The 24,758-nt window shown below is 69.2% G+C and carries 23 protein-coding genes, 1 tRNA gene and 2 pseudogenes; 9 read left to right on the plus strand and 17 right to left on the minus strand.

Going from position 1 to position 24,758, the window contains the following annotated elements; translation table 11 throughout:
- Positions 1–36: 36 nt before the first annotated feature.
- The 4 genes and pseudogenes from ACIQFZ_RS33505 to ACIQFZ_RS33520 all read left to right on the plus strand — a co-directional run.
- Positions 37–246, plus strand: a pseudogene (locus ACIQFZ_RS33505) (hypothetical protein); the annotation flags it as partial.
- Positions 247–470: 224 nt separating this feature from the next.
- Positions 471–671 (plus strand): cold-shock protein, encoded by a 201-nt coding sequence (locus ACIQFZ_RS33510; RefSeq protein ID WP_361413043.1) that lies wholly within the window; start codon positions 471–473, stop codon positions 669–671.
- A gap of 47 nt (positions 672–718) precedes the next feature.
- A tRNA-Met gene (locus tag ACIQFZ_RS33515) sits at positions 719–795 on the plus strand.
- 337 nt (positions 796–1,132) lie between these two features.
- The gene (locus tag ACIQFZ_RS33520) at positions 1,133–1,822 is read left to right on the plus strand and encodes an alpha/beta fold hydrolase (protein WP_383062297.1); all 690 of its coding nucleotides are present in this window, start codon (positions 1,133–1,135) and stop codon (positions 1,820–1,822) included.
- A gap of 90 nt (positions 1,823–1,912) precedes the next feature.
- On the opposite strand, the gene ACIQFZ_RS33525 is transcribed toward ACIQFZ_RS33520, so the two are convergent.
- From ACIQFZ_RS33525 to ACIQFZ_RS33555, 7 genes are read right to left on the minus strand one after another with little or no spacing between them, the layout of a single operon-like run.
- Positions 1,913–2,227 carry an L-rhamnose mutarotase gene (locus ACIQFZ_RS33525; protein WP_365426175.1) on the minus strand — a complete coding sequence of 105 codons (315 nt, stop codon included), beginning with the start codon at positions 2,225–2,227 and terminating at the stop codon, positions 1,913–1,915.
- Positions 2,224–3,192 carry an aldo/keto reductase gene (locus ACIQFZ_RS33530; protein WP_402692981.1) on the minus strand — a complete coding sequence of 323 codons (969 nt, stop codon included), beginning with the start codon at positions 3,190–3,192 and terminating at the stop codon, positions 2,224–2,226. The genes ACIQFZ_RS33525 and ACIQFZ_RS33530 overlap by 4 nt, the downstream gene beginning before the upstream one ends.
- On the minus strand, positions 3,189–3,944 hold the full coding sequence (locus ACIQFZ_RS33535) for an SDR family oxidoreductase (RefSeq protein WP_365426180.1): 756 nt from the start codon (positions 3,942–3,944) through the stop codon (positions 3,189–3,191). Before ACIQFZ_RS33535 ends, ACIQFZ_RS33530 begins: the two co-directional genes overlap by 4 nt.
- Positions 3,941–5,281, minus strand: a complete 1,341-nt coding sequence (locus ACIQFZ_RS33540) for an L-fuconate dehydratase (RefSeq protein WP_402692982.1) — start codon at positions 5,279–5,281, stop codon at positions 3,941–3,943. Before ACIQFZ_RS33540 ends, ACIQFZ_RS33535 begins: the two co-directional genes overlap by 4 nt.
- A 37-nt stretch (positions 5,282–5,318) precedes the next feature.
- The gene (locus ACIQFZ_RS33545) at positions 5,319–6,347 is read right to left on the minus strand and encodes an ABC transporter permease (RefSeq protein WP_365426185.1); all 1,029 of its coding nucleotides are present in this window, start codon (positions 6,345–6,347) and stop codon (positions 5,319–5,321) included.
- A complete protein-coding gene (locus tag ACIQFZ_RS33550; protein WP_402692983.1) occupies positions 6,340–7,851 on the minus strand; it encodes a sugar ABC transporter ATP-binding protein in 1,512 nt (503 codons plus the stop codon). Before ACIQFZ_RS33550 ends, ACIQFZ_RS33545 begins: the two co-directional genes overlap by 8 nt.
- Positions 7,848–8,948 (minus strand): sugar ABC transporter substrate-binding protein, encoded by a 1,101-nt coding sequence (locus ACIQFZ_RS33555; RefSeq protein ID WP_402692984.1) that lies wholly within the window; start codon positions 8,946–8,948, stop codon positions 7,848–7,850. Before ACIQFZ_RS33555 ends, ACIQFZ_RS33550 begins: the two co-directional genes overlap by 4 nt.
- Before the next feature lie 162 nt (positions 8,949–9,110).
- On the opposite strand from ACIQFZ_RS33555, the gene ACIQFZ_RS33560 reads away from it, so the two are divergent.
- Entirely contained in the window at positions 9,111–9,848 is a 738-nt protein-coding gene (locus tag ACIQFZ_RS33560; protein WP_361413052.1) for a FadR/GntR family transcriptional regulator, read from the plus strand.
- Between the two features lie 478 nt (positions 9,849–10,326).
- Here ACIQFZ_RS33560 and ACIQFZ_RS33565 read toward each other — a convergent pair whose 3' ends face one another.
- Entirely contained in the window at positions 10,327–10,683 is a 357-nt protein-coding gene (locus ACIQFZ_RS33565) for a DUF488 family protein (protein ID WP_365426194.1), read from the minus strand.
- 236 nt (positions 10,684–10,919) lie between these two features.
- On the opposite strand from ACIQFZ_RS33565, the gene ACIQFZ_RS33570 reads away from it, so the two are divergent.
- Positions 10,920–11,129 (plus strand): DUF2945 domain-containing protein, encoded by a 210-nt coding sequence (locus ACIQFZ_RS33570; RefSeq protein WP_365776254.1) that lies wholly within the window; start codon positions 10,920–10,922, stop codon positions 11,127–11,129.
- Positions 11,130–11,141: 12 nt separating this feature from the next.
- Here the strand turns inward: ACIQFZ_RS33570 and ACIQFZ_RS33575 are convergent, their stop codons facing one another.
- The 7 genes from ACIQFZ_RS33575 to ACIQFZ_RS33605 all read right to left on the minus strand — a co-directional run bounded on the left by ACIQFZ_RS33575 (position 11,142) and on the right by ACIQFZ_RS33605 (position 19,579).
- Positions 11,142–11,837, minus strand: coding sequence for an HAD family hydrolase (locus ACIQFZ_RS33575; RefSeq protein ID WP_365426199.1), 696 nt, complete (start codon positions 11,835–11,837; stop codon positions 11,142–11,144).
- Positions 11,834–12,853: a phosphogluconate dehydrogenase (NAD(+)-dependent, decarboxylating) gene (gnd, locus tag ACIQFZ_RS33580; protein WP_402692985.1), complete on the minus strand. Its 1,020-nt coding sequence runs from the start codon at positions 12,851–12,853 to the stop codon at positions 11,834–11,836. Before gnd ends, ACIQFZ_RS33575 begins: the two co-directional genes overlap by 4 nt.
- A gap of 25 nt (positions 12,854–12,878) precedes the next feature.
- Entirely contained in the window at positions 12,879–14,165 is a 1,287-nt protein-coding gene (locus ACIQFZ_RS33585; RefSeq protein WP_402692986.1) for an NAD(P)/FAD-dependent oxidoreductase, read from the minus strand.
- A 184-nt stretch (positions 14,166–14,349) separates the two neighbouring features.
- Positions 14,350–15,435 (minus strand): transaldolase, encoded by a 1,086-nt coding sequence (gene tal, locus ACIQFZ_RS33590; protein WP_402692987.1) that lies wholly within the window; start codon positions 15,433–15,435, stop codon positions 14,350–14,352.
- A gap of 40 nt (positions 15,436–15,475) precedes the next feature.
- The gene (tkt, locus tag ACIQFZ_RS33595; RefSeq protein WP_402692988.1) at positions 15,476–17,557 is read right to left on the minus strand and encodes a transketolase; all 2,082 of its coding nucleotides are present in this window, start codon (positions 17,555–17,557) and stop codon (positions 15,476–15,478) included.
- Between the two features lie 469 nt (positions 17,558–18,026).
- On the minus strand, positions 18,027–19,418 hold the full coding sequence (gene zwf / locus ACIQFZ_RS33600; RefSeq protein ID WP_402692989.1) for a glucose-6-phosphate dehydrogenase: 1,392 nt from the start codon (positions 19,416–19,418) through the stop codon (positions 18,027–18,029).
- The gene (locus ACIQFZ_RS33605) at positions 19,415–19,579 is read right to left on the minus strand and encodes a hypothetical protein (RefSeq protein WP_365776263.1); all 165 of its coding nucleotides are present in this window, start codon (positions 19,577–19,579) and stop codon (positions 19,415–19,417) included. The genes zwf and ACIQFZ_RS33605 overlap by 4 nt, the downstream gene beginning before the upstream one ends.
- Positions 19,580–20,907: 1,328 nt before the next feature.
- Between ACIQFZ_RS33605 and asnB the strand changes: the two genes are divergently transcribed.
- Positions 20,908–22,761, plus strand: a complete 1,854-nt coding sequence (gene asnB, locus ACIQFZ_RS33610; RefSeq protein WP_365420240.1) for an asparagine synthase (glutamine-hydrolyzing) — start codon at positions 20,908–20,910, stop codon at positions 22,759–22,761.
- A 92-nt stretch (positions 22,762–22,853) separates the two neighbouring features.
- Here asnB and ACIQFZ_RS33615 read toward each other — a convergent pair whose 3' ends face one another.
- Positions 22,854–23,204 (minus strand): hypothetical protein, encoded by a 351-nt coding sequence (locus ACIQFZ_RS33615; RefSeq protein WP_365420242.1) that lies wholly within the window; start codon positions 23,202–23,204, stop codon positions 22,854–22,856.
- Between the two features lie 20 nt (positions 23,205–23,224).
- Here ACIQFZ_RS33615 and ACIQFZ_RS33620 point away from each other — a divergent pair.
- A pseudogene (locus tag ACIQFZ_RS33620) lies at positions 23,225–23,398 on the plus strand (transposase); the annotation flags it as partial.
- 16 nt (positions 23,399–23,414) lie between these two features.
- Here the strand turns inward: ACIQFZ_RS33620 and ACIQFZ_RS33625 are convergent.
- Positions 23,415–23,999, minus strand: a complete 585-nt coding sequence (locus ACIQFZ_RS33625; protein ID WP_402692990.1) for a histidine phosphatase family protein — start codon at positions 23,997–23,999, stop codon at positions 23,415–23,417.
- A 152-nt stretch (positions 24,000–24,151) separates the two neighbouring features.
- Here ACIQFZ_RS33625 and ACIQFZ_RS33630 point away from each other — a divergent pair, with 152 nt between their 5' ends.
- Entirely contained in the window at positions 24,152–24,622 is a 471-nt protein-coding gene (locus ACIQFZ_RS33630; RefSeq protein WP_365420247.1) for a MarR family transcriptional regulator, read from the plus strand.
- The last annotated feature ends 136 nt before the right edge of the window (positions 24,623–24,758 follow it).

Consider the following 24,758-nt stretch of genomic DNA (forward strand, 5'->3'; position numbering starts at 1 on the left):
TCGCACCAGCCCTGTCCGGCAGAACGGAAGGGGAATCTGCCACACACCAGCATCCCGACCAAACCACCCACAGCTAAGCAGCGACACACTACTAGGGCGGAGGCGCGGTCGTTGGGGCATGGCGGGATCAGGGTCGTCGCCGTTGCGGCCGGGGTCCGGGAGGGCATGGTCTTGCGTGGGGTGGTTGAACTGGCGTCCGGCCAGGCTCCGTTGGGACGTGTCGGCGGAGCGGGCGGAGGCCGGAAGGATGCCGGGCCAGCTGTAACCACAAGGTCCACACGTAGCGGACGGAAGACGGCATGCGCGCCGGCCCGTCATTGGTCGCGGATGTGATCTCGGCTGCTGGCAGGAAAGTCGGATAAACGGCACGCGTGCCGGGTAGGACGGACGCCGGGATGATCTCCACTGTGGAAGGCGCCCCCAGCACTCGCCCAGCCGGGCTCACCCGGCGAGAAAGAAGGAGCAGCCAGATGGCCAGCGGCACTGTGAAGTGGTTCAACGCCGAGAAGGGATTCGGTTTCATCGCTCAGGACGGCGGGCCGGACGTCTTCGCGCACTACTCCAACATCTCCGGCACCGGTTACCGCGAGTTGGTAGAGGGCGAGAAGGTGACCTTCGACGTGACGCAGGGACAGAAGGGGCCTCAGGCGGAGAACATCGTCCGCGGCTGACCTGCGCACACCCTGCCCTTCCTGGCGTGTATTGTTGCTGGTGCCGACGCGGGGTGGAGCAGCTCGGTAGCTCGCTGGGCTCATAACCCAGAGGTCGCAGGTTCAAATCCTGTCCCCGCTACCACACGAAAGGGCCCGGTTTCCGGGCCCTTTCGCATGCACCCACGGCTTCGGTCGGTCCGACGGGTCCCTTGGCCTGAAGCAGCCAAGCGGCTACAAGGCCACAGCGAGGGCGCAACGGATGGGCGGCGGCGTCCGATCGACGTCGCAAACCCATAGTGGGGTGCCGTCCGGGGCGGACAGGAACTGGATGTTGCCGCCGAACGTCATGTGCTTCCGGCTGAACCACAGGTCAGACCTGTCCTACCAGGGGCTTCACGCCTCTCCACAGGCCGGAGGAGAGGCGATACATAGACTCGCACGCAGTGCAGGGAGCATCCGACGGTGGAGGGTATGGTTCTGTGGCGACTTATGTATTGATCCACGCTGCGGCTGTTGATTCGTGGTACTGGGGGCCGCTGGCTGCCGACTTGCGCGACCGGGGCCACGAGGTGGTTGCACCGGACCTGCCGTGTGATGACGAGTCGGCCGGGCTCGTGGAGTACGCCGACACGGTGGTCGAGGCGATCGGCGACCGGACCGATCTCGTCGTCGTCGCTCACTCGTTCGGCGGTTTCACCGGCCCGCTGGTGTGCGACCGGGTGTCGGCGGACCTGCTGGTCATGCTCCAGGCCCAGGTTCCGGCCCCCGGCGAGTCACCGGGTCAGTGGTGGGGCAACACCGGTTATGGGCCGGCCCGGCAGGAATCCGACCGCCACAGGGGCGTCCCGGAGGGGACCGAAGAAGACGTACTCTCCCTTGTGCTGCATGACACCCCGGCCGCCCTGGCCGCCGAGTTCATGGCGGAGCACCAGCGGAATCAGGCGCCGGCCCCGTTCGGGGAGCCGTGGCCGCTGGCCGCGTGGCCGAAGGTGCCGACCAGGTTCCTGGTGTCGTCCGACGACCGCTTCTTCCCTGCCGAGTTCATGCGAAGGATGGTCGCCGAGCGGCTCGGCTTCCAGCCGGACGAGATGCCCGGCGACCACTGCCCGATGCTCGGCCACCCGAAGGAGCTGGCCGACCGTCTGGAGGCGTACCGCGCCGCACGGTGATCGGTGCGCCACGGCGCAAGTCGAAGTAGGCCGAATGGCTGGTCACAGCGCGACACCCGCGATCGTCGTGCCCGGTGGCCGGAGCCGGCGTTACGGCAGCTCCCACACGACGGGCAGCCCCGCGTCGGCGCCCCCGCGGGAGTAGTCGTGCACGACGTCGAGCAGCTCGGCCATACGGGCCTGCCAGGCGATGTTGACCGGCAGCCGCTCCAGTTGGGCGAGGAGGCGGGGGTAGTCCTCGCACTCCAATAGGTGGAAGAGGTCGCTGCCGCTGCGCCAGATCGTCCAGGAGGTGGCCCCGGCGGCGCGGATGGCGGCGGTCAGCTCGGCCTGGACCTCCCGGTGCGCGGCCTCGTAGTCGGCGATCCGGTCGGGCCGGACCTTGGTGTGCAGGGCGACTCTCATGACGACTCCTGGGTGGGCAGCAGACCCGTCTCGCGCAGTTCCCGCCAGAAGGCGGCCGGGACGTGGATTGCGAACTGCTCTGCGCAGTCGCGGACTTCGGCGGCCGAGCCGACACCCACCAGAACGCTGGCCACGGCGGGGTGTTCGGAGCAGAAGTCAAGGGCGGCGGCACGCAGGGTGACGCCATGCCGCCCGGCGACCGCCTGCAGCCGCAGCGCCCGGTCCAGCATCTCCTGGGGCGTTCTGGCGTAGTCGTACGTCGATGCCGGCGTCGGATGCGCCAGCAGACCGGAGTTGAAGGCGCCGCCGACGACGACCGACGTGCCGCGCTCGGCGGCGGCCGGAAGCAGGTCGGCGAGGGCGCTCTGGTCGAGGAGGGTGTAGCGGCCGGCGCACAGCACCACGTCGACGTCGGTGTCGCGGACGAAGCGGGTGAGCATCGCGGACTGGTTCATGCCGGCGCCGATCGCCCCGACCACGCCTTCGGCACGGAGCTTCTCCAGCGCCGGATAGCCCTCGCGGAAGGCCTGTTCGGCGTGGTCGTCGGGATCGTGCAGGTAGACGACGTCGACGTGGTCCAGGCCGAGGCGGTCCATGCTCGCCTCCAGACTGCGGCGGATGCCGTCGGCGCTGAAGTCCCAGACGCGGCGGTGCGTGGCGGGTACCGCGAAGCCGTTGACCAGGTCGTCGCCCCTGCCGTCGGCGGGCTCCAGGCGGCGGCCCACCTTGGTGGAGACCGTGTAGTGGGTGCGGTCGTACTCCCGCAGGGCCGCACCCAGGCGACGCTCGGACAGGCCGAGCCCGTAGTGCGGAGCGGTGTCGAAGTAGCGGATGCCGCGCCCCCAGGCGGCGGCCACCGCTTCGTGCGCCTCCTCGTCGCCGACGTGCCGGTAGAGGTTGCCGATCCCGGCGGCGCCGAAACCCAGCGGGCTGACCTCGACACCGCTGCGGCCCAGGGAGGTCACCGGCCCGCCGGGCGCAGCCGCAGGCCCTGCATGCCGCCGTCGACGGCGAGTGCGGTACCGGTCGTGGCGCCGGACAGAGGACCGGCCAAATAGGCGATGGCACCCGCCACTTCCGCCGCGGTGACGAGCCGGCCCGTGGGCTGGCGGGCTTCCAGCGCGGCGCGCTCGGCGGCCGGGTCGGGGGCGGCGTCCAGCAGACGGCCGACCCACGGTGTGTCCACCGTGCCGGGGTTGACGCAGTTGACGCGGATGCCCTCGCGGACGTGGTCGGCGGCCATGGCGAGGGTGAGGGAGTACACGGCGCCCTTGGTGGCGCTGTAGAGGGCGCGCTGGGGCAGGCCGGCGGTGGCCGCGATGGAGCAGGTGTTGACGATCGCCGCGTGCGAGGAGGCGCGCAGGTGCGGCAGAGCGGCGCGGGCGGTGCGGACCATGCCGAGGACGTTGACGTCGAAGACGCGGCGCCACTCCTCGTCGTCGTTGTCCTCGACGGTGCCCTGGGCGCCGATGCCGGCGTTGTTCACCAGGACGTCGAGTCCCCCGAGGGCTTCGGCGGCCTGCTCGACGGCCCTGCGCACCGAGGTGTCGTCAGTGACGTCGGCCCGGAAGGCGAGCAGCGGCTTCACCACGGACGACGGGTCCAGGTCCAGGACGGCGACCTGCGCGCCCCGCTCGGCGAGGAGTTCGGCACTCGCCCTGCCGATACCGGAGGCGCCTCCCGTCACCATCGCCCTGAGTCCCTGGAAGTCGCTCATGCCGCATGTCCCTTCTGCAGGTCGGGGTCGGCGGCCCAGAAGGTGCCGCCGGGGAAGGTGTACCGCGCGATGGACTCCGGCCGCATGGCGGCCGAGAAGCCCGGGGCGGTGGGGGCCGCGTAGTGACCGTCCTGGATCACCACCGGGTTCAGGAAGTGCTCGTGGAGGTGGTCGACGTACTCGATCACGCGGTCCTCGGTGGTGCCGGAGACCGCGACGTAGTCGAACATCGACAGGTGCTGTACGAGTTCGCACAGGCCGACCCCGCCCGCGTGCGGGCAGACGGGGACTCCGTACTTGGCGGCCAGCAGCAGGATCGCGAGGTTCTCGTTGACGCCGGCGACGCGGGCCGCGTCGATCTGGAGTACGTCGAGGGCGCCGGCCTGGAGCATCTGCTTGAAGACGATGCGGTTGTGCACGTGCTCGCCGGTGGCGACCTTCACAGGGGCCACGGCCTCGCGGACCGCCGCGTGGGCGAGGATGTCGTCGGGGCTGGTGGGTTCCTCGATCCAGTACGGGTCGAACTCGGCGAGCGCCCTGGTCCAGCGGATCGCCTCAGCCACGCCCCAGCGCTGGTTGGCGTCAATGGCGATGCGGACGTCCGGCCCGACGACCGTGCGGGCCACGCGGCAGCGGCGCACGTCGTCGTCCAGGTCCGCACCGACCTTCAGCTTGATCTGGGTGAATCCGTCGGCAACGGCCTGGGCGGCGAGCCGGCTGAGCTTGTCGTCGTCGTAGCCGAGCCAGCCCGCTGAGGTCGTGTAGGCGGGGTAGCCATGCTGGAGCAGGCGCGTCATGCGCTCTTTCGCGCCTTCCCGGCCACGGCGCAGGATCTGGAGTGCCTCCTCGGGGGTGAGCGCGTCGGTGATGTAGCGGAAGTCGATCTGGCTCACCAGCCACTCGGGGTCGGCCTCGGCGAGCAGCCGCCACAGGGGCTGCTGCGCGCGCTTGGCGGCGAGGTCCCACACGGCGTTGACGACCGCGCCGATCGCCATGTGCATCACGCCCTTCTCCGGTCCCAGCCAGCGCAGTTGACTGTCGCCGATCAGGTCCCGGAAGAGCGAGCCGGGGTCGCCGCACACCTCGTCGACCAGGCGTCCGACCACGTGGTGGCGCAGCGCGTGGATCGCGGCGACCTGGACGTCGTTGCCCCGCCCGATGGTGAAGGTGAAGCCGTGTCCCTCCGCTCCGCCGTCCTCATCCGTGCGCAGCACGACATAGGCCGCCGAGTAGTCGGGGTCCGGGTTCATGGCGTCGGAGCCGTCGAGCTCGCGCGAGGTGGGGAAGCGGATGTCGTGGGTGTCGACCGCGATGATGCGGGCGGGCGTCGCAGACACGGATGGCCTTTCGGTCGGTGACGGGAGAACCGGCGGGTCAGTCCTGGGCACGGCCCGTCGTCACACGGGCGATCATGAGCGCGACCAGGATGATTCCGCCATAGATGGCCTGGATCCAGAACGACGGCACCTGGGCGAGGGTGAGCAGGTTCTGCACGACGCCGAGCAGAAGTACCCCGGTCAGGGCGCCGAACATGGTGCCCTTGCCGCCGTCCAGGCTGATGCCGCCGATCACCGCTGCCGCGAACACTGTGAAGATCATGTTCTGGCCCTGGTTGGCGCTGATCGCGCCGACGTAGCCGGTCTGCATGATTCCGCCGGCCGAGGCCAGGACGCCGGCGACGACGAACACGCCGAGCATGACCCGCTCGACGCGGATGCCGGCCGCGCGGGCTGCCTCCGCGTTGCCGCCGATGGCGTACAGGGCCCGTCCGATGCGGTGGTACTTCAGCAACAGCCCGGCGACCGAGAAGGCGACGGCGGCCAGCCACACCGACAACGGGATGGCCAGGAAGGTGGTGGTGGCCAGGGAGTAGAAGCTGTCGGGCATGCCGAACAGTGTCTTGCCCTTGGTGGCACCGACCAGCAGACCGCGCAGCACGATCAGCATGGCCAGGGTCACGATGAAGGCGTTGAGCTTGAACCTGACGACGAGGACGCCGTTGAAGAGGCCGACGACCGCGCCCACCACCAGGATCGCGAGCAGGGCGAGCGGCGCCGGGAACTTCACGCCCCACCCGGACTGGACCGAGGGGAGCACGAGGAGGGCGCCCACGGCCGGCGCGATACCGACGACCGACTCCAGGGACAGGTCGAACTTGCCGGTGATCAGCACCAGCGACTCGGCGAGCACGACCATGGCGAGTGCGGCGGAGGCGCCGAGGATCGAGATCAGGTTGCGCTCGGTGAGGAACGAGTCGTTGACGACCGTGCCGAGCACCATCAGTAGCAACAGTGCGGGCAGCAGGGCGAGTTCGCGGGCCCGGCGCAGCAGGACCGTCCTGGCCGAACCCGCGGCGGCGGCGCGTGGCGGCGCGAGCGGGGCAGCCGCCTTGGTGTCAGCCATGGTCAACTCCTTCTATGGAGGCGATCAGCTCGTGGTCGCGCCAGCCCGCCTGGTGCTCGGCGACGACGTGGCCGTGGAAGAGGACGAGGACGCGGTCGCAGCGGCGCAGGTCGTCGAGTTCGTCGGAGACGACGAGGACGGCGGTGCCGTCCTCGCGGGCGTTGTCCATCCGTGCCAGCAGTGACTCCTTGGACTTCACGTCGACGCCGGCGGTGGGGTTGATGAGTACGAGCAGGTGCGGGTCGGAGGCGAGGGCGCGGGCCATGACGACCTTCTGCGCGTTGCCGCCGGACAGGTCCGCCACGGGCTGTTCGGGGCCCTCGGTATGGATGCCGAGGCGCTCGATCAGCTCGCCGGCGACGCTGCGTTTGGTGTCGGTGGAGACGAAACCGAAGCGGCCGAGCCGGTCCGGCACGCTCATGGTGGCGTTGTCGCCGACCGTCATGCCGGCGACCAGCCCCTGTTCGTGCCGGTCGCGGGGCACACAGCCGACGCCCGCCCTGAGCGCGGCCCGCACATCGCCGAACGGGAGTTCCCTGCCGTCGAGTTCGGCGGTTCCGTCGGTCGGGGTGTGCAGTCCGGCGAAGGTCTCGGCCAGCTCGATCTTGCCGCTGCCACTGGAGCCGGCGAGTCCGACGACCTCGCCACCGCGGACGGTGAGGTCGACGTCCGCGTACGCATCGGAGGTGAGTCCGCGCGCGTCGAGTACCACGGGGGTGCCGACGGCGTTCGCGTCGCGTACGTGCCGGCGCTCGTGCTCCGTGACCGACTCTCCCGCCATCGCCTCGACCAGGGCCGCGCGCGACAGGTCCGCGACCGGCGCGGTCGTGATCCAGCGGGCGTCGCGCAGCACGGTGACGGTCTGGCAGACCTCGTACACCTCCTGGAGGTGGTGTGAGATGAACAGGAAGGTGACGCCGGAGGCCTGCAGGGCGCGCATCCGCGTGAACAGCCGCTCGATCTCGCGGTTGTCGAGCTGGGCGGTGGGCTCGTCGAGGACGATGAACCGCGCGCCGAAGCTCAACGCCCGCGCGATCTCGACCATCTGCCGGTCCTCGACCCTGAGTTCGCAGGTACGGGCCTCCGGGTCGACGTGCACGTCCCAGGTGTCGAGGAGCTCGGCGGCCTGCTTCCTCAGCCGCCGCCAGCTGATGAGGCGTCCGCGGCCCGTGGGCTGGCGGTTGATGAACAGGTTCTCCGCGACCGTCAGTTCGGGAATGACCGTCGGCTTCTGGTACACACAGGCGACCTTGCGGCGCCAGGCGTCGCGGTCGGTGAGCGCGGGCGCGGGCTCGCCGTCGAAGCGGACCTCGCCCTCGTCGGGTGCCTGGTGGCCGGTGAGCACGGCGACGAGGGTGGACTTGCCGGCGCCGTTGCGGCCGACGAGGGCGTGGGACTCGCCGGGCAGGACGGTGAGCCGGCCGTCGGCGAGGGCGACGGTGGGTCCGTAGCGCTTGACGATGCCCCGCGCCTGAACCAGCGGGGTGGTGTCGGTGCTGCTCATCGGACCGTGTTGCCCCAGAGCTTGGGGTCGTCGACGTTGTTTTTGGTGACCAGTGGCGCGGGCAGTTGGTCCTCCAGGATGCCGCTGGGCAGCTTGACGATCGTGGAATCGTGGTCGGTGGGGCCCGGCTTGAACGTCTTGCCCTGCATCGCCGCCTTGATGTAGTACATGCCGTACTTGGCGTAGGCGTCGGCGGGCTGCGAGACGGTGGCATCGACCTCGCCCTTGCGGATGGCCTCGTACTCCTGCGGAATGCCGTCGTTGGAGACGATGACGATGTGCCCGGCCGTGCCCGCTTTCTTCAGCATCTTCTTCGATTTCAGGGTCTGCAGGGTGGGCGCGAGGTAGACACCGCCCGCCTGCATATAGATGCCCTTGATGTCGGGGTTGGCGTTCAGGAGCGTGTCGAGCTTGGAGGCGGCGGTGTCGGACTCCCACTTGGCGGGGATCTCCAGCACCTTCAACTTGGGGAAGTTCTTCCGCACGCAGGAGCGGAACGCCTCCGAGCGGTCGCGGCCGTTGACCGAGGCCAGGTCGCCCATGATCTGCACGACCTTGCCCGAGCTGATGTGCGCGCCCAGGTACTGGCAGGCCTTCTCGCCGTAGGCGACGTTGTCGGCCCGTACGACCATGGCGACCTTGCCCTTGTCGGGTGCCACGTCCACGGCGACCACGGGGACGCCCTTGCGCTCGGCCTGGTCGAGTCCGGCCTGGATGGCGGCGCTGTCCAGTGGGGCGACGACGAGGCCCTTCACGCCCTGGTTGAGCTCGTTGTTGATGTCGGTGATCTGCTGCGAGGGGTCACTGTTGGAGTTGACCGTCTTCAGTGCGTCGACGCCCTGGGACGTGGCCATCTTCGGCACGTAGTCGTTGTACGACTGCCAGAACGGCGAGGTCAGCAGGGGCAGGATCACCCCGACCTTGCCGTTGCCGTCCCCATTGGCGCCCGCCGCGCCGCTGTCCTTGGTGCTGCCGCATGCCGTGAGCGCCAGGGTGCCGCAGGCCGCCGCGGCCGTCGCGCGCACCGCCCACGAGAAGAATCGCCTGCCTTGCCGCTGCCTGCCTTGCCGTCCGTTCCGCGCTGTGCTGCCGGCCATCTGTCGGCTCCTCATCGAGCGAAATCGAGCAGTTGACCGCATATTTATCAGACCACTTGGAGCCCATGACACCCTACTGCGCCAAGATTTCCCACTTTCCGGCCGTAGTGGTCGGACCACATCGATGGTTAGACTGCGGGGCACGGTGACAGGAGGAGTGGCGTGGACGAAACCGCTACGGAGGAGACTGAACCGGAGACCGCCGCGGCCGCTCCGCAGAAGGGCACGGTGACGCAGCGCGCCATTGAGCGGATCAAGGCGATGATTACCGAGGGGCTGCTGGAGCCCGGGCAGCGCCTGCCCACCGAGCGGGACCTCGCGGCCCAGCTGGGCATCTCCCGCAGTTCGATGCGTGAGGCGATCCGCGCGCTGACCGTGCTCGGCGTGCTGGAGGCCCGGCACGGCTCGGGCATCTACGTCACCCGGCTGGAGGCCGGTGACCTGCTGGAGACGTTCGGCGTGGTCGCCGACCTCTCCCGAGGCCCGCGCCTGGTCGAACTGCTCGAGGTGCGCCGCATCCTGGAGTCGACGGCGACCGCGCTGGCGGCGGCCCGGATCACCCCGGACCAGCTCGCCGAGGTGGAGAAACACCTGACGGCGATGAACACCACCGACGATCCGGAGGAGATCCTCGCCCACGACCTCGCCTTCCACCGGGAGATCGCTGTGGCCGCGGGCAACGAGACGATGGCCGCGATCCTGGACGGCCTGTCCTCGCGGACCTTCCGCGCCCGCGTCTGGCGCGGCTACCAGGAGGAGGGGGCCTTCGCCCGAACCCGCCGCGAACACGCCGCGATCCACCGGGCACTGACCGCCCGGGATCCGGAGGCCGCGCGGGCAGCCGCCGCCGCGCACGTGGGCGAGGTGGAGGAGTGGCTGCGGGCGCAGCTGGAGCGGTAGCGGCCCCGGAATTCGCCCCGCCCGGCCGCGCTCAGGGACCGACGGCCGCAGGGGCGTCGCGGTCCGGCGCGGGCAGGAGCAGACACCGATCCAGGGCCCGGCGTGGCGTCTCACGCCAGAGGTGCTGAGGCGTACGCCTGCCATCCGAGAGCGGATGCCCGCGCGATGAGGCCTTCACCGTTCAGGGCTTGGGCGAAGGCGGTTGCGGTGCCCAGGGATACGAGCGGTTGCACGGTGCGCAGGTGGTGCTGTTCTGTGCCGGCGGCTTCGGTGGCCTGACGTCGAACGGCTCAAGCTCTGGCGCACCCTGACGGGCCCCGAGCCTGGATGAGTTGCACACCCGCCTGGGCCCTTGGTCACCGTTCAGCAGGCTTTTCTTACAGATGTACTCCGACAGCGCCTTCATGACCCGGCCCTGCCAGTGCTGACCAGGGGTCCGGGAGCCTGGTTTCCGGTATGCCCGGCCGCTAGCCGCGGCCTACTCCGAACGTATGAGCTCCACGAGAACTTCCGCCTCGCTGTGCTCGAGGTCCTTTGTCGCGGTCAGCAACGTCACAGGCCCGGTCCGTGCCTCATCACGCAGGTGTCCCAAAGCCTCGGCCCGGTCCGGTTCTGTCAACTCGGTTTCGTAACGGCGCTTGAACTCGGCGAACTTGGAGGGCTGATGGCCGTACCAACGGCGCAGCTCATCGGACGGAGACACCGCCTTGAGCCACTCGTCCAAGTGGGCCCTTTCCTTGGACAGGCCGCGAGGCCACAGCCGGTCCACCAATACGCGCCTGCCGTCGGACGGTCCGGCCTGCTCATAAACGCGGCGCGCGCGCACCTCCTGCATGGCACCATCACCCCTTCTCGAGCCTCCGACGTCCGCCCCACCCACCGACTCGGCCCGCCAGGTGGTGGGGCCTTAGTTCATTATTACCTTCAGTCGATCATTTCACCTCTCCGGTCTTTGCGGCGATCGACGATCTAAGCTGGGAGATGAAGGCTGGGGACAACGACAACTTTTCGTACAATCCGCAACTTCCCTGACCAAGCGCCTGCTCGGCCCGCGTCCAGAAAGGAACGGGAATGGTGAAGCAATTCACTGTTGGAGACCATGTCAGATGGAACTCCGAAGCCGGATACGTTGAAGGAATTATCGTCAAGAAACACACGCACGACGTGGAGTACAAAGGCTACATGCGTCACTGTACTGAAAGCGATCCGCAATACGAGATCAAGAGCGACAAAACTGATCACATCGCCATGCACAAGGGAGGCGCGCTAACGAAACTTTAAAAGACATGACCATCATTCCAGGGCCTCGTTGGGCAGGCCGTCTTCGAGCGACGCGATGACCCAGTCGGCGTTGGCCTCGGCGAGCTGGGTGGAGTTGAAGTTGTGGCTGGCCACCCCGACGCAGGCGACCCCGGCCGCATGCGCGCTCGCCACGTCGTGCGGGGTGTCGCCGATGACCAGGCAGCGGTCCGGGTCCAGGTTCTCGCCGTAGACCAGGGAGCCCCGGCGTATCGCGATGCGGGTTACCTCGGCGCGGTCGTTGGAGTCCGAGCCGTAGCCGCCGAAGGAGAAGAACCGGTTCAGGCCGACGCGGTGCAGCTTGATGTGCGCGGCGGCCTCCAGGTTGCCGGTGATCAGGCCGAGCAGGTATCCCTCGTCGATCAGCCCGGGCAGCAGGTCCTCGACGCCGGGCAGCACGCGGTAGTGCTCCGACTCGTTCACGGTCTGGCGCAGGTAGTGCAGGCGGCGTTCCAGGAGTCTGGCGAACTCGTGCCGTTCGGGCTTGCGGCCCAGTACGGCCTCGAAGGTCTTTCGGCCCACGTCGGGGTCGGTCATGCCGGTGTCGGTGAACTGGCCGATGTCGGCGGGGATGCCGTACAGCTCGTCGAAGGCCAGGCGCCAGGACCGGGCCCCTGCCCCGCCGGTGATGATCAGAGTGCCATCGATGTCGAACAGCAGGGCCAGGTGCCGGTAATCAGGGGGGCTCATCCGGCCGGCCGTTCCGCGTGCCCGCCGAAGCCCTTGCGCATGGCCGACAGGACCTGGTTGGAGAAGTGGTCCAGGTCCCTGGAGCCGAACCGGGCGAACAGCGCGGTGGCCAGGGTGGGCGCCGGCACCCCCTCCTCCACTGCGGCGACCGCGGTCCATCGGCCCTCACCGGAGTCCGAGACCCGGCCGGAGAACTCCTCCAGGGTCGGGGACTGCAGCAGGGCGGCGGCGGTGAGGTCCAGCAGCCAGGACCCGATCACGCTGCCGCGGCGCCAGACCTCCGCTGCTTCGGCGATGTCGATGTCGTAACGGTAGTACTCGGGACGCTCAAGCGGGGCGGTCTCGGCGTCGGCCTGGCGGCTCGCGGTGCCGGCGTTGGCGTTCTTCAGGATGTTCAGGCCCTCGGCGTAGGCGGCCATGACCCCGTACTCGATCCCGTTGTGCACCATCTTCACGAAGTGCCCGGCACCGGCCGGCCCGCAGTGCAGGTAGCCGTGTTCCGACGACGCGGAGGCCCCGTACCGGCCGGGGGTGCGCGGCGCCGCGTCCACGCCGGGGGCGATCGCCTCGAAGATCGGCCGGAGCCGGTCCACGATCTGGTCCGGGCCTCCGATCATCAGGCAGTAGCCGCGCTCCAGTCCCCACACGCCGCCGCTGGTGCCCACGTCGACGTAGTGGATGCCTGACCCTGAAAGGGCCTTGGACCTGGCGATGTCGTCGCGGTAGTAGGAGTTGCCACCGTCGATGACCACGTCGTCGGGTTCCATGCGGCCCGCCAGGTCATGGACTGTCTTGCTGGTGATCTCGCCGGCCGGGACCATGACCCACACCGCCCGGGGCTTGGGCAGCCTGGCCACCAGGTCCTCCAGGGAGGACGCCCCGGTGGCCCCCTCGCCTTGCAGTCCCTTCACCGCATCCGGGTTGATGTCGAACACCACGCAGTCGTGACCGGCGCGCATCAGCCGCCGGACAAGGTTGGCGCCCATCCGGCCCAGCCCGACCATTCCGATCTGCATCTCGTGTCTCCTTCTTGCCCTTGTGTCATGCCTGGTCTTGGAGCTGTCCTTGGTCCGCTCCACGCGGGCCGACGATCAGCCGTACGGGACGGTTGCGGAACAGGTAGCCGGACACCCAGTTCGCCAGGGTCAGCGCGCGGGTGCGCATCCCCGCGATCCGGGCGATGTGCACCACCAGCCAGGCCAGGAATCCCGGCTGCCCGCTGAGCCGGACCGGTCCGATGTCGGCCACGGCGAAGCCGCGTCCGACTGTGGCCATGGTGCCCAGGTCCTTGTACCGGAAGGGCTGCGGGATGTCTCCGCGCAGCAGCGCGCCGATGTTCCTCCCGGCCTGCCGGCCGGACTGGATGGCCACCTGGGCGAGCATCGGCAGCGGCTCCCCGGCGTCAGGCTGGGGGATCTCCGCGAAGTCGCCCACCACGAACACCTCCGGATGCCCGTCGACTTGCAGGGCGGGCGTCACCGCGATCCGCTTGTGCGAGCCGAGCCGGAAGCCCAGGCTCTCGGCCAGGTGCGAGGCGCGCACCCCGGCGGCCCAGATGACCGTCGCGGCGGGGACCCTTGTCCCGTCCTTCAGGCGCAGGCCCGTCTTGTCGACTTCGGTGACCATGACCCCGGAGCGGATCTGGACACCCTTGCGCCGCAGCGCCCGTTCGACCGCGACCGGCAGCGGCCGGGGGAACACGGACAGCGGGTGAGGGCTGGCCTCGGCGAGCGTGATGCTCACCTCGGACCGGTCCAGGCCGGGGAAGTCCCGGGCCAGGGTGCCGGTGACCAACTCGGCCAGTGCCCCGGCGAACTCGGTCCCGGTGGCACCGCCGCCGACGACCGCGAAGCTGAGCAGGCGAGCCCGTTCGGCCGGATCAGCCGACCAGACGGCTGCCTCGAACCGGTCCAGGATGGCGTTGCGCAGTTGCAGCGCCTCGGGCAGGTCGTTCAGCCCGAGGGAATGCTCTGCGATCTCGGAGTGTCCGAAGTAGGCGTTGACTGCTCCGGCGGCCAGCACCAGATAGTCATAGGGCAGTCGGCCCTGGTCGGTGTCGACCGCCTTGGCGTCCAGGTCGACGCCGGTGACGGTGGCGAGCCGTAACGCCACGTTGCCCAGCCGCCGGACCTCGCCGCGGACCGGGAAGGCGACGGCGTCGGCTTCGAGCAGCGCGGTGGCCATCTGATACAGGAACGGGGCGAAGGTGTGATAGTCGTGCTGATCCACCACGGTGACCTCGACGGGCGCCCGGTGCAGGGCCTTGGCCGCGGCCAGCCCGGCGAAGCCGGCGGCGACGATCACGACTTTGGGCCGGGGGGCGCTCACGAGGCTCGCCTCCACGCCGCTCGGTGCCGACGGATCAGCGTCGTGGTGGAGGAGTCATGATCCAGGCTGTACGCCGCGTCGGACGATATGCCCCAGATGACTCCCGCGGTGAAGACCCGGTGCTCGTACATGGATTCTCCCTGGTTCGCCGTCCGTAGCGATGACGGACGGCTGCCGGAAGTGGTCAACCCGCCCCGGAGAGCTGCTTGTGCCTGGACCCGATCCGGTCCAGCAGGTCTTTCCAGGAGGTCACGAAGGCGTCCGCGCCCTCGCGCTGCAGTTCTCCCGCCAGCGAGCCGACGTCGATGCCGGCCCTGGCGAAGGCGGCGATGACCTCTTCAGAGTCGCCGCCGTCGGCAGGCAGCAGCTCGCCGACCTTCCCGTGATCGGCGACGGCCTCCAGAGTCCGGTCCGGCATGGTGTTGATGGTGAACGGAGCTGTCAGCGCGGCCACGTACAGCACGTCCGGGGCCTCGGGATCCTTGACCGAGGTGGAGGCCCACAGCAGCCGCTGCGGCCTGGCTCCTTCGTTGGCCAGCCGTTGCCAGCGCGGGGAGTCCAGCAGCTCCCGGTAGGCGTGGTAGGTCTGCCTGGCTATGGCGATGCCCAGCCGGTCGCGCAGCTCGTCAGGGACCCGCCCGGCCACCGCCTTGTCCCACCGGGACACGAACAGCGAGGCGACCGAGGGCACGGCCGGGTCCAGGCCGTCGGCGACCCGGCGCTCCACGCCGCGCAGGTAGGCCTCGGCCGCTGCCTGGTACTGCTCCGCCGAGAACAGCAGGGTCACGTTGACCGGCACCCCGGAGTAGATGCACTCCTCGATCGCCGGCAGACCCTCGGCGGTGCCCGGGATCTTGATGAACAGGTTGTCCCGCGCGGCCCTGCGGTGCAGCGCCCTGGCCTCGTCGATGGTGCTGCCGGTGTCGTGCGCCAGCAGCGGGGACACCTCCAGCGACACCCAACCGTCCACGCCGTCGGTCCGGTCGTGGCTGGGCGCGAGCAGGTCGGCGGCCCTGCGCAGGTCGGCCACGGCCAGTTCGAAGAACACCTCCTCGTCGGAAGCTCCGGCGGCCTTGCGGTCGGCGATGTCGGTGTCGTAGTCGTGGCCGCCCTCGATCGCTTTGTCGAAGATCGTCGGGTTCGAGGTGAGCCCGGTCACCGAGTACTCGGCGATGTAGCGGTCCAGGGTGCCCTCGTCGAGCAGCGCCCGGGTGATGTTGTCCAGCCAGAGGCTCTGGCCCGCATCGTGCAGGGCCTGGGTCGGCTTCATGGCTCTTCCTTTCTCCGCAGGACGGTCGGGACGGCGCCGGTCACGGCCGGCGGGCCAACTGATCCCGGGCCGCCTGGATGACATGGGCGGGCTCGAAGCCGAACTTCGCCTGGACCTTCTGGATCGGCGCCGAGGCTCCGAAGGTCTCCATACCGAGGATGGTTCCGTCGAGGCCGACATACCGGGACCAGCCGAAGTCGGCGGCCTCCTCGACCGCGACCCGGGCGCGGACCCGCGGCGGCAGCACCTCGTCGCGGTAGGCCTGGTCCTGTTTCTCGAACAGCTCCCAGCAGGGCATCGACACCACGCGAGCGGCGATGCCTTCCTCGGTGAGCGCCTCATGGGCGGCCACGCACAGCGCGACCTCCGAGCCGGTGCCGATCAGGATCACGTCGGGCTCCGCGCCCGGGGGGTCGGCCAGCACGTAGCCGCCGCGGGCCAGGCCGGAGGCAGCGGCGTAGCGGGAGCGGTCCAGGGTCGGCAACGCTTGGCGGGACAGCACGAGAACGGCGGGCTCGTGACGCAGCGGCATGAGCACCCGCCACGCCTCGGCCACCTCGTTGGCGTCGGCGGGGCGGATGACCAGGATGCCGGGCATGGCCCGCAGCGAGGCGAGCTGCTCGATCGGCTGGTGGGTGGGGCCGTCCTCGCCCAGGCTGATCGAGTCGTGGCTCCAGATGTAGATGACCGGGATCTCCATCAACGCCGACAGCCGCATCGCGCCGCGGGCGTAGTCGGTGAAGATCAGGAACCCGGAGGCGAACGGCCGTACCTTGGTCAGCGCCATGCCGTTGGTGATGGCGCACATGGCGTGCTCGCGGATGCCGAAGTGGAAATTCCGCCCGGTATAGCTGCCGGCCTCGAAGTCCCCGGCGCCGGCGAAGGTGAGTCGGGTCTTGGTCGAGGGGTACAGGTCGGCGGCTCCACCGAGCAGCCAGGGGATGTTGCGGGCCAGGGCGTTGAGCACCTGACCGGAGGACTCCCGACTGGCCAGTCCCTTCGGGTCGGGCGGGAAGCTCGGCAGGCCGGAGTCCCAGCCGTCGGGGAGCTGGCGGTGGTTCATCCGGTACACCTCGTCCGCCAGTTCCGGGTGAGCCTGGCGGTAGCGCTCGAACAGCGCAAACCATTCCGCCCGCAGTTTCGCGCCGCGGCGGCCGATGCCCTCCTGGAAGTGCTCGTACACCCCATCGGGCACCAGGAAGTGGGCCTCTTCCGGCCAGCCGTAGAACCGTTTCGCGGCCCGGACCTCGTCCTCGCCGAGCGGCTTGCCGTGCGCCGCGGCGGTGTCGTGCTTGTGCGGGGCGCCGTAGCCGATGTGGGTGTCCACGATGATCAGCGTGGGCCGCCCTGACGTCTCCCTGAACGTGTCGAATGCCTTGGACAACAGGTCCAGGTCGTTGGCGTCGCCGACCCGGGTGACGTCCCACCCGTAGCTCTGGAAGCGGGCAGCCACGTCGTCGGAGAACGCCAACGCGGTGGATCCCTCGATCGTGATGTGGTTGTTGTCGTAGATCCAGCACAGATTGTCCAGGCGCAGGTGCCCGGCCAGCGATGCCGCCTCGCTGCTGATGCCCTCCATCATGCAGCCGTCGCCCATCAACGCGTACACGTCATAGTCGAACAGCCGGAAGCCCGGCTTGTTGTAGCGCTCGGCCAGCCAGCGGCCCGCGGCCGCCATGCCCACGCTGGTGGCCACCCCCTGGCCCAGCGGCCCTGTGGTGGTCTCCACTCCCGAGGTCCACCGGTACTCCGGGTGCCCCGGACAGCGGCTGCCGATCTGCCGGAACGTCTTGATGTCCTCCAGCGTCACCGAGGGCTTTCCAGCGGCCTCGTACTTCGGGTTCACCGCCCGCACGCCGGTCAGGTGCAGCAGTGAGTACAGCAGCATCGAGGCGTGCCCGTTGGACAGGACGAACCGGTCCCGGTCCGGCCAGATCGGGTCGGCCGGATCGAACCGCAGGTACCGCTGCCACAGGCAGTACGCCACCGGGGACAGCGCCATCGGGGTGCCGGGATGCCCGGATTCCGCCGCCTGCACCGCATCCATGGACAGGGTGCGGATCGTGTCGATGCCGCGCTGGTCCGCATCGTGGGTGGCGGGCTGGTTTACTTGATCGTTCATGGGTGGTTCACGTTCCCCTGGCTGTAGCCGTGCGGGAAGTGGCTGTCCGCGCGGCGGAGTCGCGCAATGCGGTCACTCAGGCCGGTACCGGCCGCGTGGTATCGAAGATGGCCGAGTCGGAGACGGCGATGTCTGCCCTGGCGTCGACCGCCATTGGCAAGCCTCCGACGGGCCGGCAGCCCCGCGATGGACGGGGCGATCTCCATCGGGGCGGCCATTGCCTCGGCCTTTCCAGGTGGTCGACCCTGCTGGGAGTGGCGATGATCAAGTCGGTTGCCAGGCCGCAGAACAGGCCGACCTCGGCCACCCCGGCTCGCGTCGGCAGGCTGGCCGTGAGTTCGACCCCCGAGCCGGCCGACGATCCTGCCCGGGCGGATGAGCCCGGCCGCACGCAGCACCGCGGCCCGCTTTTCCGCGTCATGCTTCCGATGACGCGCGGCCAGGTGGTCCTGGGTCCCGGCAGCCGTCCTCATTTCCCAGCCTCCGCGGAGCGGGGATCGTGCCAGCCGCCATGGCGGGCCGTAAGGTCGGCGGCCTGCTCCGGGCCCCACGTGCCGGGCTCGTAACGCTGCACCGGAGTGGCGTCGCCGAGCACCGCGTCGACCACCGTCCACGCGGCCTCCACGGCGTCCTCACGGGCGAACAGCGAGGCATCGCCGTCGAACGCGTCGCCGAGCAGCCGATCGTAGGGCGCCAGCTCGGCCGGCCCAGGCCGCTCGTGCAAGGCCAGTTCGACGCCCGTGCCGGTCATCGTCTCTCCCGCCGCCTTGACCCTGGCGCCTAGCGAGATCGCGATGTCCGGGGTCAGGCGAAACCGCACGTAGTTCGCTTCGCCGACGTCCCGGCCGCCCGCGATGGCCTCCGGGGGCCGGCGCAGCCGGGCCAGGACCTCGGTCGCGGTGACTGGCAGGCGCTTGCCGGCCCGGATGAAGAACGGCACCCCTGCCCACCGCCAGGTGTCGACGTGCGCCCGCAGCGCCACGAACGTCTCCACGGCGGAGTCCTCAGCCACCCCGGGCTCATCGGTGTAGCCGGAGAACTGGCCGCGGATGACATCGTCCGGCCGCAGCGGGGGCATGGCGCGCAGCACCTTTGCCTTCTCGTCCCTGATGTCCTCGTGTCCGTATCCGGCAGGCGGCTCCATGGCCATCAGAGACAGCACCTGGAGCATGTGGTTCTGCACCACGTCGCGGATGGCCCCGGTCTGGTCGTAGAACGCGCCCCGGCCGGCAACGCCGAAGTCCTCAGCCATAGTGATCTGCACCGAGTCCACGTAGGAACGGTTCCAGATCGGTTCCAGGAAGGAGTTGGCGAACCGGAAGTAGAGGAGCCCGAGCACCGCCTCCTTGCCCAGGTAGTGATCGAGGCGGAAGATCGAGGTCTCGGGGAACACCTGGTGCAAGGCGACGTTCAGCTTCCGCGCCGACGCCAGGTCGTGGCCGAATGGCTTCTCCACCACCACCCGGGCGCCGTCGGCGGATCCGCACTCGTGCAGGGCCTTGACCACAGTGCGGAACAGCGCCGGAGGGATGGCCAGATAATGCAGCGGAGCTTTGGCGTCGCCTAGTTCGGCACGGAGTGCCTTGAACGTCCCAGGGTCGTTGTAGTCGCCGTCCACGTAACGCAGCAGCCCGTACAGCCGGTCCGCAGCCTGCGCTTCGATACCGCCGTGGTGGGCGAGGCTGTCCCGTGCCCGTTCGACGAGCTGTTCCCGGTCCCACCCGGACTTGGCCACCCCGATCAGCGGCACATCCAGTTGCTGCCTGGCCACCAGCGCGGCCAGTGCCGGGAAAACCTGTTTGTACGCCAAGTCTCCGGTCGCCCCGAAAAACACCAGAGCATCCGAACGGCCTCTGGTCATGGTCGCTCCTCCTGCTCCTGTCCGCTGGTGTCTTGTGTCTTTCGTCCACTTCTGGGCGCGGCTCCGGCATCCCCGGCGGCGGGCATCACCCACACGTTCTCCGCGATCTTGGAGTTGGCCGCGGAGTCGAGGGTGACGCCGCCCGCCACGACCTTGTACACGTGGACGACGCCGTCCGGTGCGCAGAGGCGGCCCCGGCGGACGTGGCGTGGTCGACGTGGTGCGGGACGAAGACGACTTCGGCCGGGTCCAGCCCGGGCAGTTTCCCGGCGAGGCGAACAGTCCCATGTCGGCGGCGGGCCGGGGCCGGGTCGAACGACTTCGTGACGGCGTCCAGGTTCTCGGGCTGCAGTCCCGCGCGGTTGAGACAGCAGCGGGAGGCTCTGGCAGTGCCCACGCGGAGCACGGCACGGGGCGCATGCCGTGCTTGCGGCGGCTGAAGCACTCCTTCAAGCATGCGCATGGTGGCGGCTCCGTCCCGTTTGGCGGGTGATTCGACGCGTCGGGATTTTCCGGGCAGTCCAAACTTCCGGGTGCCGCGGGCTCGGCCGTCCCAAACGCCGGGAGTCAGCCGACCCGTCCGTGATGCGAATGGTTGACCTGGCGGGCTTGTCCATCAGCACGGGTGGTCTCCTGGGCATGCGTCGGTGCAGAGCTCTGCGGTGACCCCCGCCACGGGGAACCACAACCCGTCTGCGACAACCTGTTCCAGGCCGGGAAGACCGTCCGCACCGTCGCCGGGCGGGGGCTGCACGCTGCCGAGCGATCCCGCTCCCTACGCCTCACATGCCGCTGCACATCAGACACGGCAATGCCAGGGCCATTGTCCATAGTGATGCCGATCCGGGACCGGATCGCTCGCGAGTAACTCGCGCGTGGCCATCCCGACTCCTGGCAGAGGGTGTCAATGGATGACCGGAAGCTTCGACAGCGCAAGTCAGTGACCTTCGGAGGGGAACGCCGTTGCGGTCACATCCATGAGTGGGCTCTGGCCTGAGTTGCTCCCTCGGTCGTCACGCCATTGACGATCAGTCATTCCTCAGACTGCCGGCACGAAATGACGCCGCAGGCGTCGACAGAAGGAGAGGACAGAGAAAAAACGTTGACACTGGCGAAGGTGCCGCGCCGGATCGGCTGCCCGGTCAGGATCTCTCAACGGAGATCATTTCCACTGGCCGTTGAGAACGACGGCGGCGCGGGCGATGTCGCCTATCCGGATCGGGCTGTGGAGAGCCCCGAGGCTTGGTCCGCCGCCTGTGCGCCGATCTGCTCGACCGCGTCGGCGGGCACGTGGCCGTCGGCGCAGCCGTGATCGTCCTGCAATGCACCGCCTGAGGGCGAGGCCCCGGGGAGGTCGGGGCGGCGCGCATCACCGCGGGACGCCAGGACATGAGCTGCGCGGGTCCGGGGTCGCTGTTAGCGTCTTGCGGGGGCGGATCTCCGCGAAGCTGGATACTTTTCCATGCTTCTCCACGATGAGGAGGCCCCCATGTGCGGAATCTCCGGTTGGGTGTCCTATGGGCGCGACCTGCGGCAGGAACGCCCCGTCGCCGAGGCCATGAACGCCACGATGGCTTGCCGCGGACCGGATGCACAGGGCCTCTGGCTCGACCGCCACGCGGCCATGGGCCACCGTCGGCTCGCCATCATCGACCTGCCCGGCGGCGTCCAGCCGATGACGCAGGACACCCCGGACGGCGATGTCGTGCTGGTGTATTCGGGGGAGGCCTACAACTACACGGAGCTGCGTGACGAGCTGCGCCACCGCGGGCACCGCTTTCGCACCGACAGCGATACCGAGGTCGTGCTCCGCGGCTATCTGGAATGGGGCGCCGAAGTCCCCGAACACCTCAACGGCATGTTCGCGTTCGCGATCTGGGACGGACGGTCAAAGTCGCTGCTCCTGATCCGCGACCGCATGGGCATCAAGCCCCTGTACTACTTCCCGACCGAAGACGGCGTGCTGTTCGGCTCCGAGCCCAAGGCCGTCCTGGCCAACCCCATGGTGCCCCGCAGTGTCGACCTGGACGGCCTGCGCGAGCTGTTCTCCAGGGCCAAGACCCCCGGCCACGCCGTCTGGGCGGGGATGAGGGAGGTGGAGCCGGGCACGGTGGTCACCGTCGAGCGTTCGGGCCTGCGTGCCCGCCCCTACTGGCAGCTGCGTGCTGCCGAGCACACCGACAGCCGCCAGGACACCGTGGCGCGGGTGCGAGAGCTGCTCGACGACATCGTCCGCCGCCAGTTGGTCTCCGACGTGCCGCGGTGCGTTCTGCTCTCGGGCGGTCTGGACTCCAGCGCGATCACGGCACTGGCCGCCGAGCAGATGCGCGGAAAGGAGACGGTGCGCAGCTTCGCCGTCGACTTCGTCGGCCAGAGCGAGAACTTCATCCCCGACGGTCTGCGCTCCACGCCAGACACCCCCTACGTCCACGACGTCGTGGAGCACGCGGGTATCCAGCACCAGGACATCGTGCTCGACCCCGAAGGCCTGGCCGATCCAAGCGTGCGCGCCGCCGCAGTACGGTCACGGGACCTGCCTCTGGGCCTGGGCGACATGGACCAGTCGCTGCTGCTGCTTTTCCGCGCGATCCGGGAGCACTCCACGGTGGCGCTGTCCGGTGAGTCGGCGGACGAGGTCTTCGGCGGCTACGCGTGGTTCCACGATCCCGCCGCGCGGGACGCCGGAACCTTCCCCTGGCTGGCGGCTCTGGAGCGCCAGCACGGCCGCGGCGGCGGTTCGCTGCTCGAACCCGAGCTCCAGGAACGTCTGGATCTGCGGGATTATCTGGAGCGGCGTTATCAGGAGGCGCTGGTAGAGGTACCACGTCTGGAGGGGGAGAGCGACCCGTTGGAGCGCCGCATGCGCGAGGTGTGCTACCTCCACCTGACCCGCTTCGTGCGGATGCTGCTGGACCGCAAGGACCGGCTGAGCATGGCCACGGGGCTGGAGGTCCGTGTCCCGTTCTGCGACCACCGCCTGGTCGAGTACGTCTTCAACACGCCGTGGTCGCTGAAGACCTTCGACGGTCGGGAGAAGAGCCTGCTCCGGGCGGCCACCGGGGATCTTCTGCCGCGTTCGGTCGTCGAGCGGGTCAAGAGCCCCTACCCCTCGACTCAGGACCCGGCCTACGTGGTGGCACTGCAGCGACAGGTCCGCGACCTGCTCTCGTCGGACGGCAGTCCCGCTCTGGATCTGCTCGACCGAGGCCGGCTGCGGGAGGTCACCGCCGCTGAACCCGGCCGGGTCACGACCGCGGACCGCAACGGCCTGGAGCGGACCCTGGACCTGGCCATGTGGTTCGAGCTGGAACGACCCACGCTCGCGCTCGGCTCAAGCGGATGACACCGCCCCGCGGACGCACGGTCGCCGGGCCCACAAGGCGTGGCGGTGTTGAGGACCTTTGAAAATGGCTCTGTCCGCAGTTCCGTGAAAGTTCAGCCTTGGAGCTCTGAGATGAGTCTGTTGCTGTCGTCGTAAAGCTCGATCATGTAACGGAGACCGAGGCGGCCAAGCAGTGCCGCGAGGTCATCGAGCCGTTGTGGATCGATGACGCCGTTCAGCAAGGTGGTGTCGTCGGCCTGTTCGACTTCCACCTGGCACCAGTTGGTTTCCAGCTCGTAGAAGTACCAGGACGCTGTCCGGATTGCCCATCCTGCCCGTTCGAATGCGCCGGCTACATGAGCCGGATCCGGGCTCTCGTGGAGGATCCCGCACACGTTGTTGTTGATCTCTTGCCGCCTCGGAGCGAGCCCCTGGCCATCACGGTCACTGGCGGAAGTGTCCACGCCCTGGTTATCGCCACTTCGAGTCCTCTCAGCGGCTGGGCCGCCACCGTTGGACCGTGGAGCGGACGGTGGCGTGGCTGAGCGGGTGTCGCCGCCTGCACCGTCGCTATGAACGCAAAGCGGAACACTTCCTGGCCTTCGCTGGGATCGCCGCGGCGCACATGTGCTTCCGGCGCCTGACGCGGCAGGCGTGAGGCAGCGGTTCTGCCGCTACGGGACGTTCCAGGCGGCAATGAACGGCTGCCCGTCCTCGGTGGCCAGGAAGCTGAGAGTGCCTGGATGTGGATGACCGAGCAGTCGGCTGGCGGAGGCGTCGAGGCCGAGCCAGCGCACCGTGAGCACGCGCGCCAGATGACCGTGCGCGACGACGGCGACATCACCCTCGTCCAGCAGCGGCCGCATCCGGTCCAGCACCACGTCCGTGCGCGCGGCCACCTGCTGGAGCTGCTCGCCGGGATGGTCGTCGCCGGGAATGACGCCGTCCCGCCACAGATCCCAACCCGGCCTCATCTCCTGGATCTGCGCCGCGGTCAGGCCTTCGTAGCCGCCGTAGTCCCACTCCATCAGGTCGGGATCGGGCCGGACGCCGGCCAGGCCCGCCAGCTCGGCCGTCCGCATAGCGCGGCTCAGCGGGCTGCTGAACACCGCCACCAGATGGCGTCGCGCCAGCCGCGGAGTGAGCGCCTTGGCCGCGGCCTCACCCGCGTCAGTCAGCGGAATGTCGGTACGGCCGGCGTGCTGGCCCGACAGGCTCCATTCGGTCTGGCCATGCCTGATCACTATCAGTTCACCCATGGCCGCGCACGTTATCCGACCATGCGACACGGCCGACCACTCCTCGCCTACGCCGCCACCGCCCGCACCCTCATCTGCGACGGCTGACTCACCAACTGAAATCCTCTTTACCTATGTTGACATAGGTATATGGGCGTACCTATAGTCGGCGTGTGCCCGACTCCAGCACCTCCAGCAGGCAGAACGACCATGTGGCCTCGGTCCTTGTGGCGGTTCTGCCTGTGCTGAACAGGACGCTCGAGCGGCGGGTGGTCCGGGACTTCCCTCACCCGACGCTGCCGGAGGGGCAGCTCGCTCTGCTGCGGCTCGCTGAGGAGCGCGCGGGCATCACGGTCCGTGACGCGGCGGACGCCCTGCTGATGAAGCCGAACAACGTCAGCGCCCTCGTCGCCCAGCTCACCGAGCTGGGCTTGTTGGAGCGTAGGCGGGATGCCGTCGACAAGCGGGTCGCTCATCTGCACCCCACGGCACTGGCCACGAAGCGACTTGCGGAAGCGCGGGGGCTGAAGGAAGCCCACATGGCGCGTCTGCTCGAGACCCTCACCGACGGTGAGCAGGACGCCCTCGGCTCGGCCTGTGGCGCGTTGCTGGCGTTGACCCGGCGCTTCTACTCCGCCGACTGACCTTCCGGCACCGGTTCTCCGGCGCGAGCGCCCGGTCCCGTGCGCAGCCCGCACGTCGACGGCGCCGTTGTCCCGCCGCCCTCCCCCCCGTCGGTGGCCGCACGCCGCCACATCTCCGCCTGTGCCGAAAACCTTG

The organism is Streptomyces sp. NPDC093064 (assembly GCF_044754605.1).
Lineage (GTDB): Bacteria > Actinomycetota > Actinomycetes > Streptomycetales > Streptomycetaceae > Streptomyces.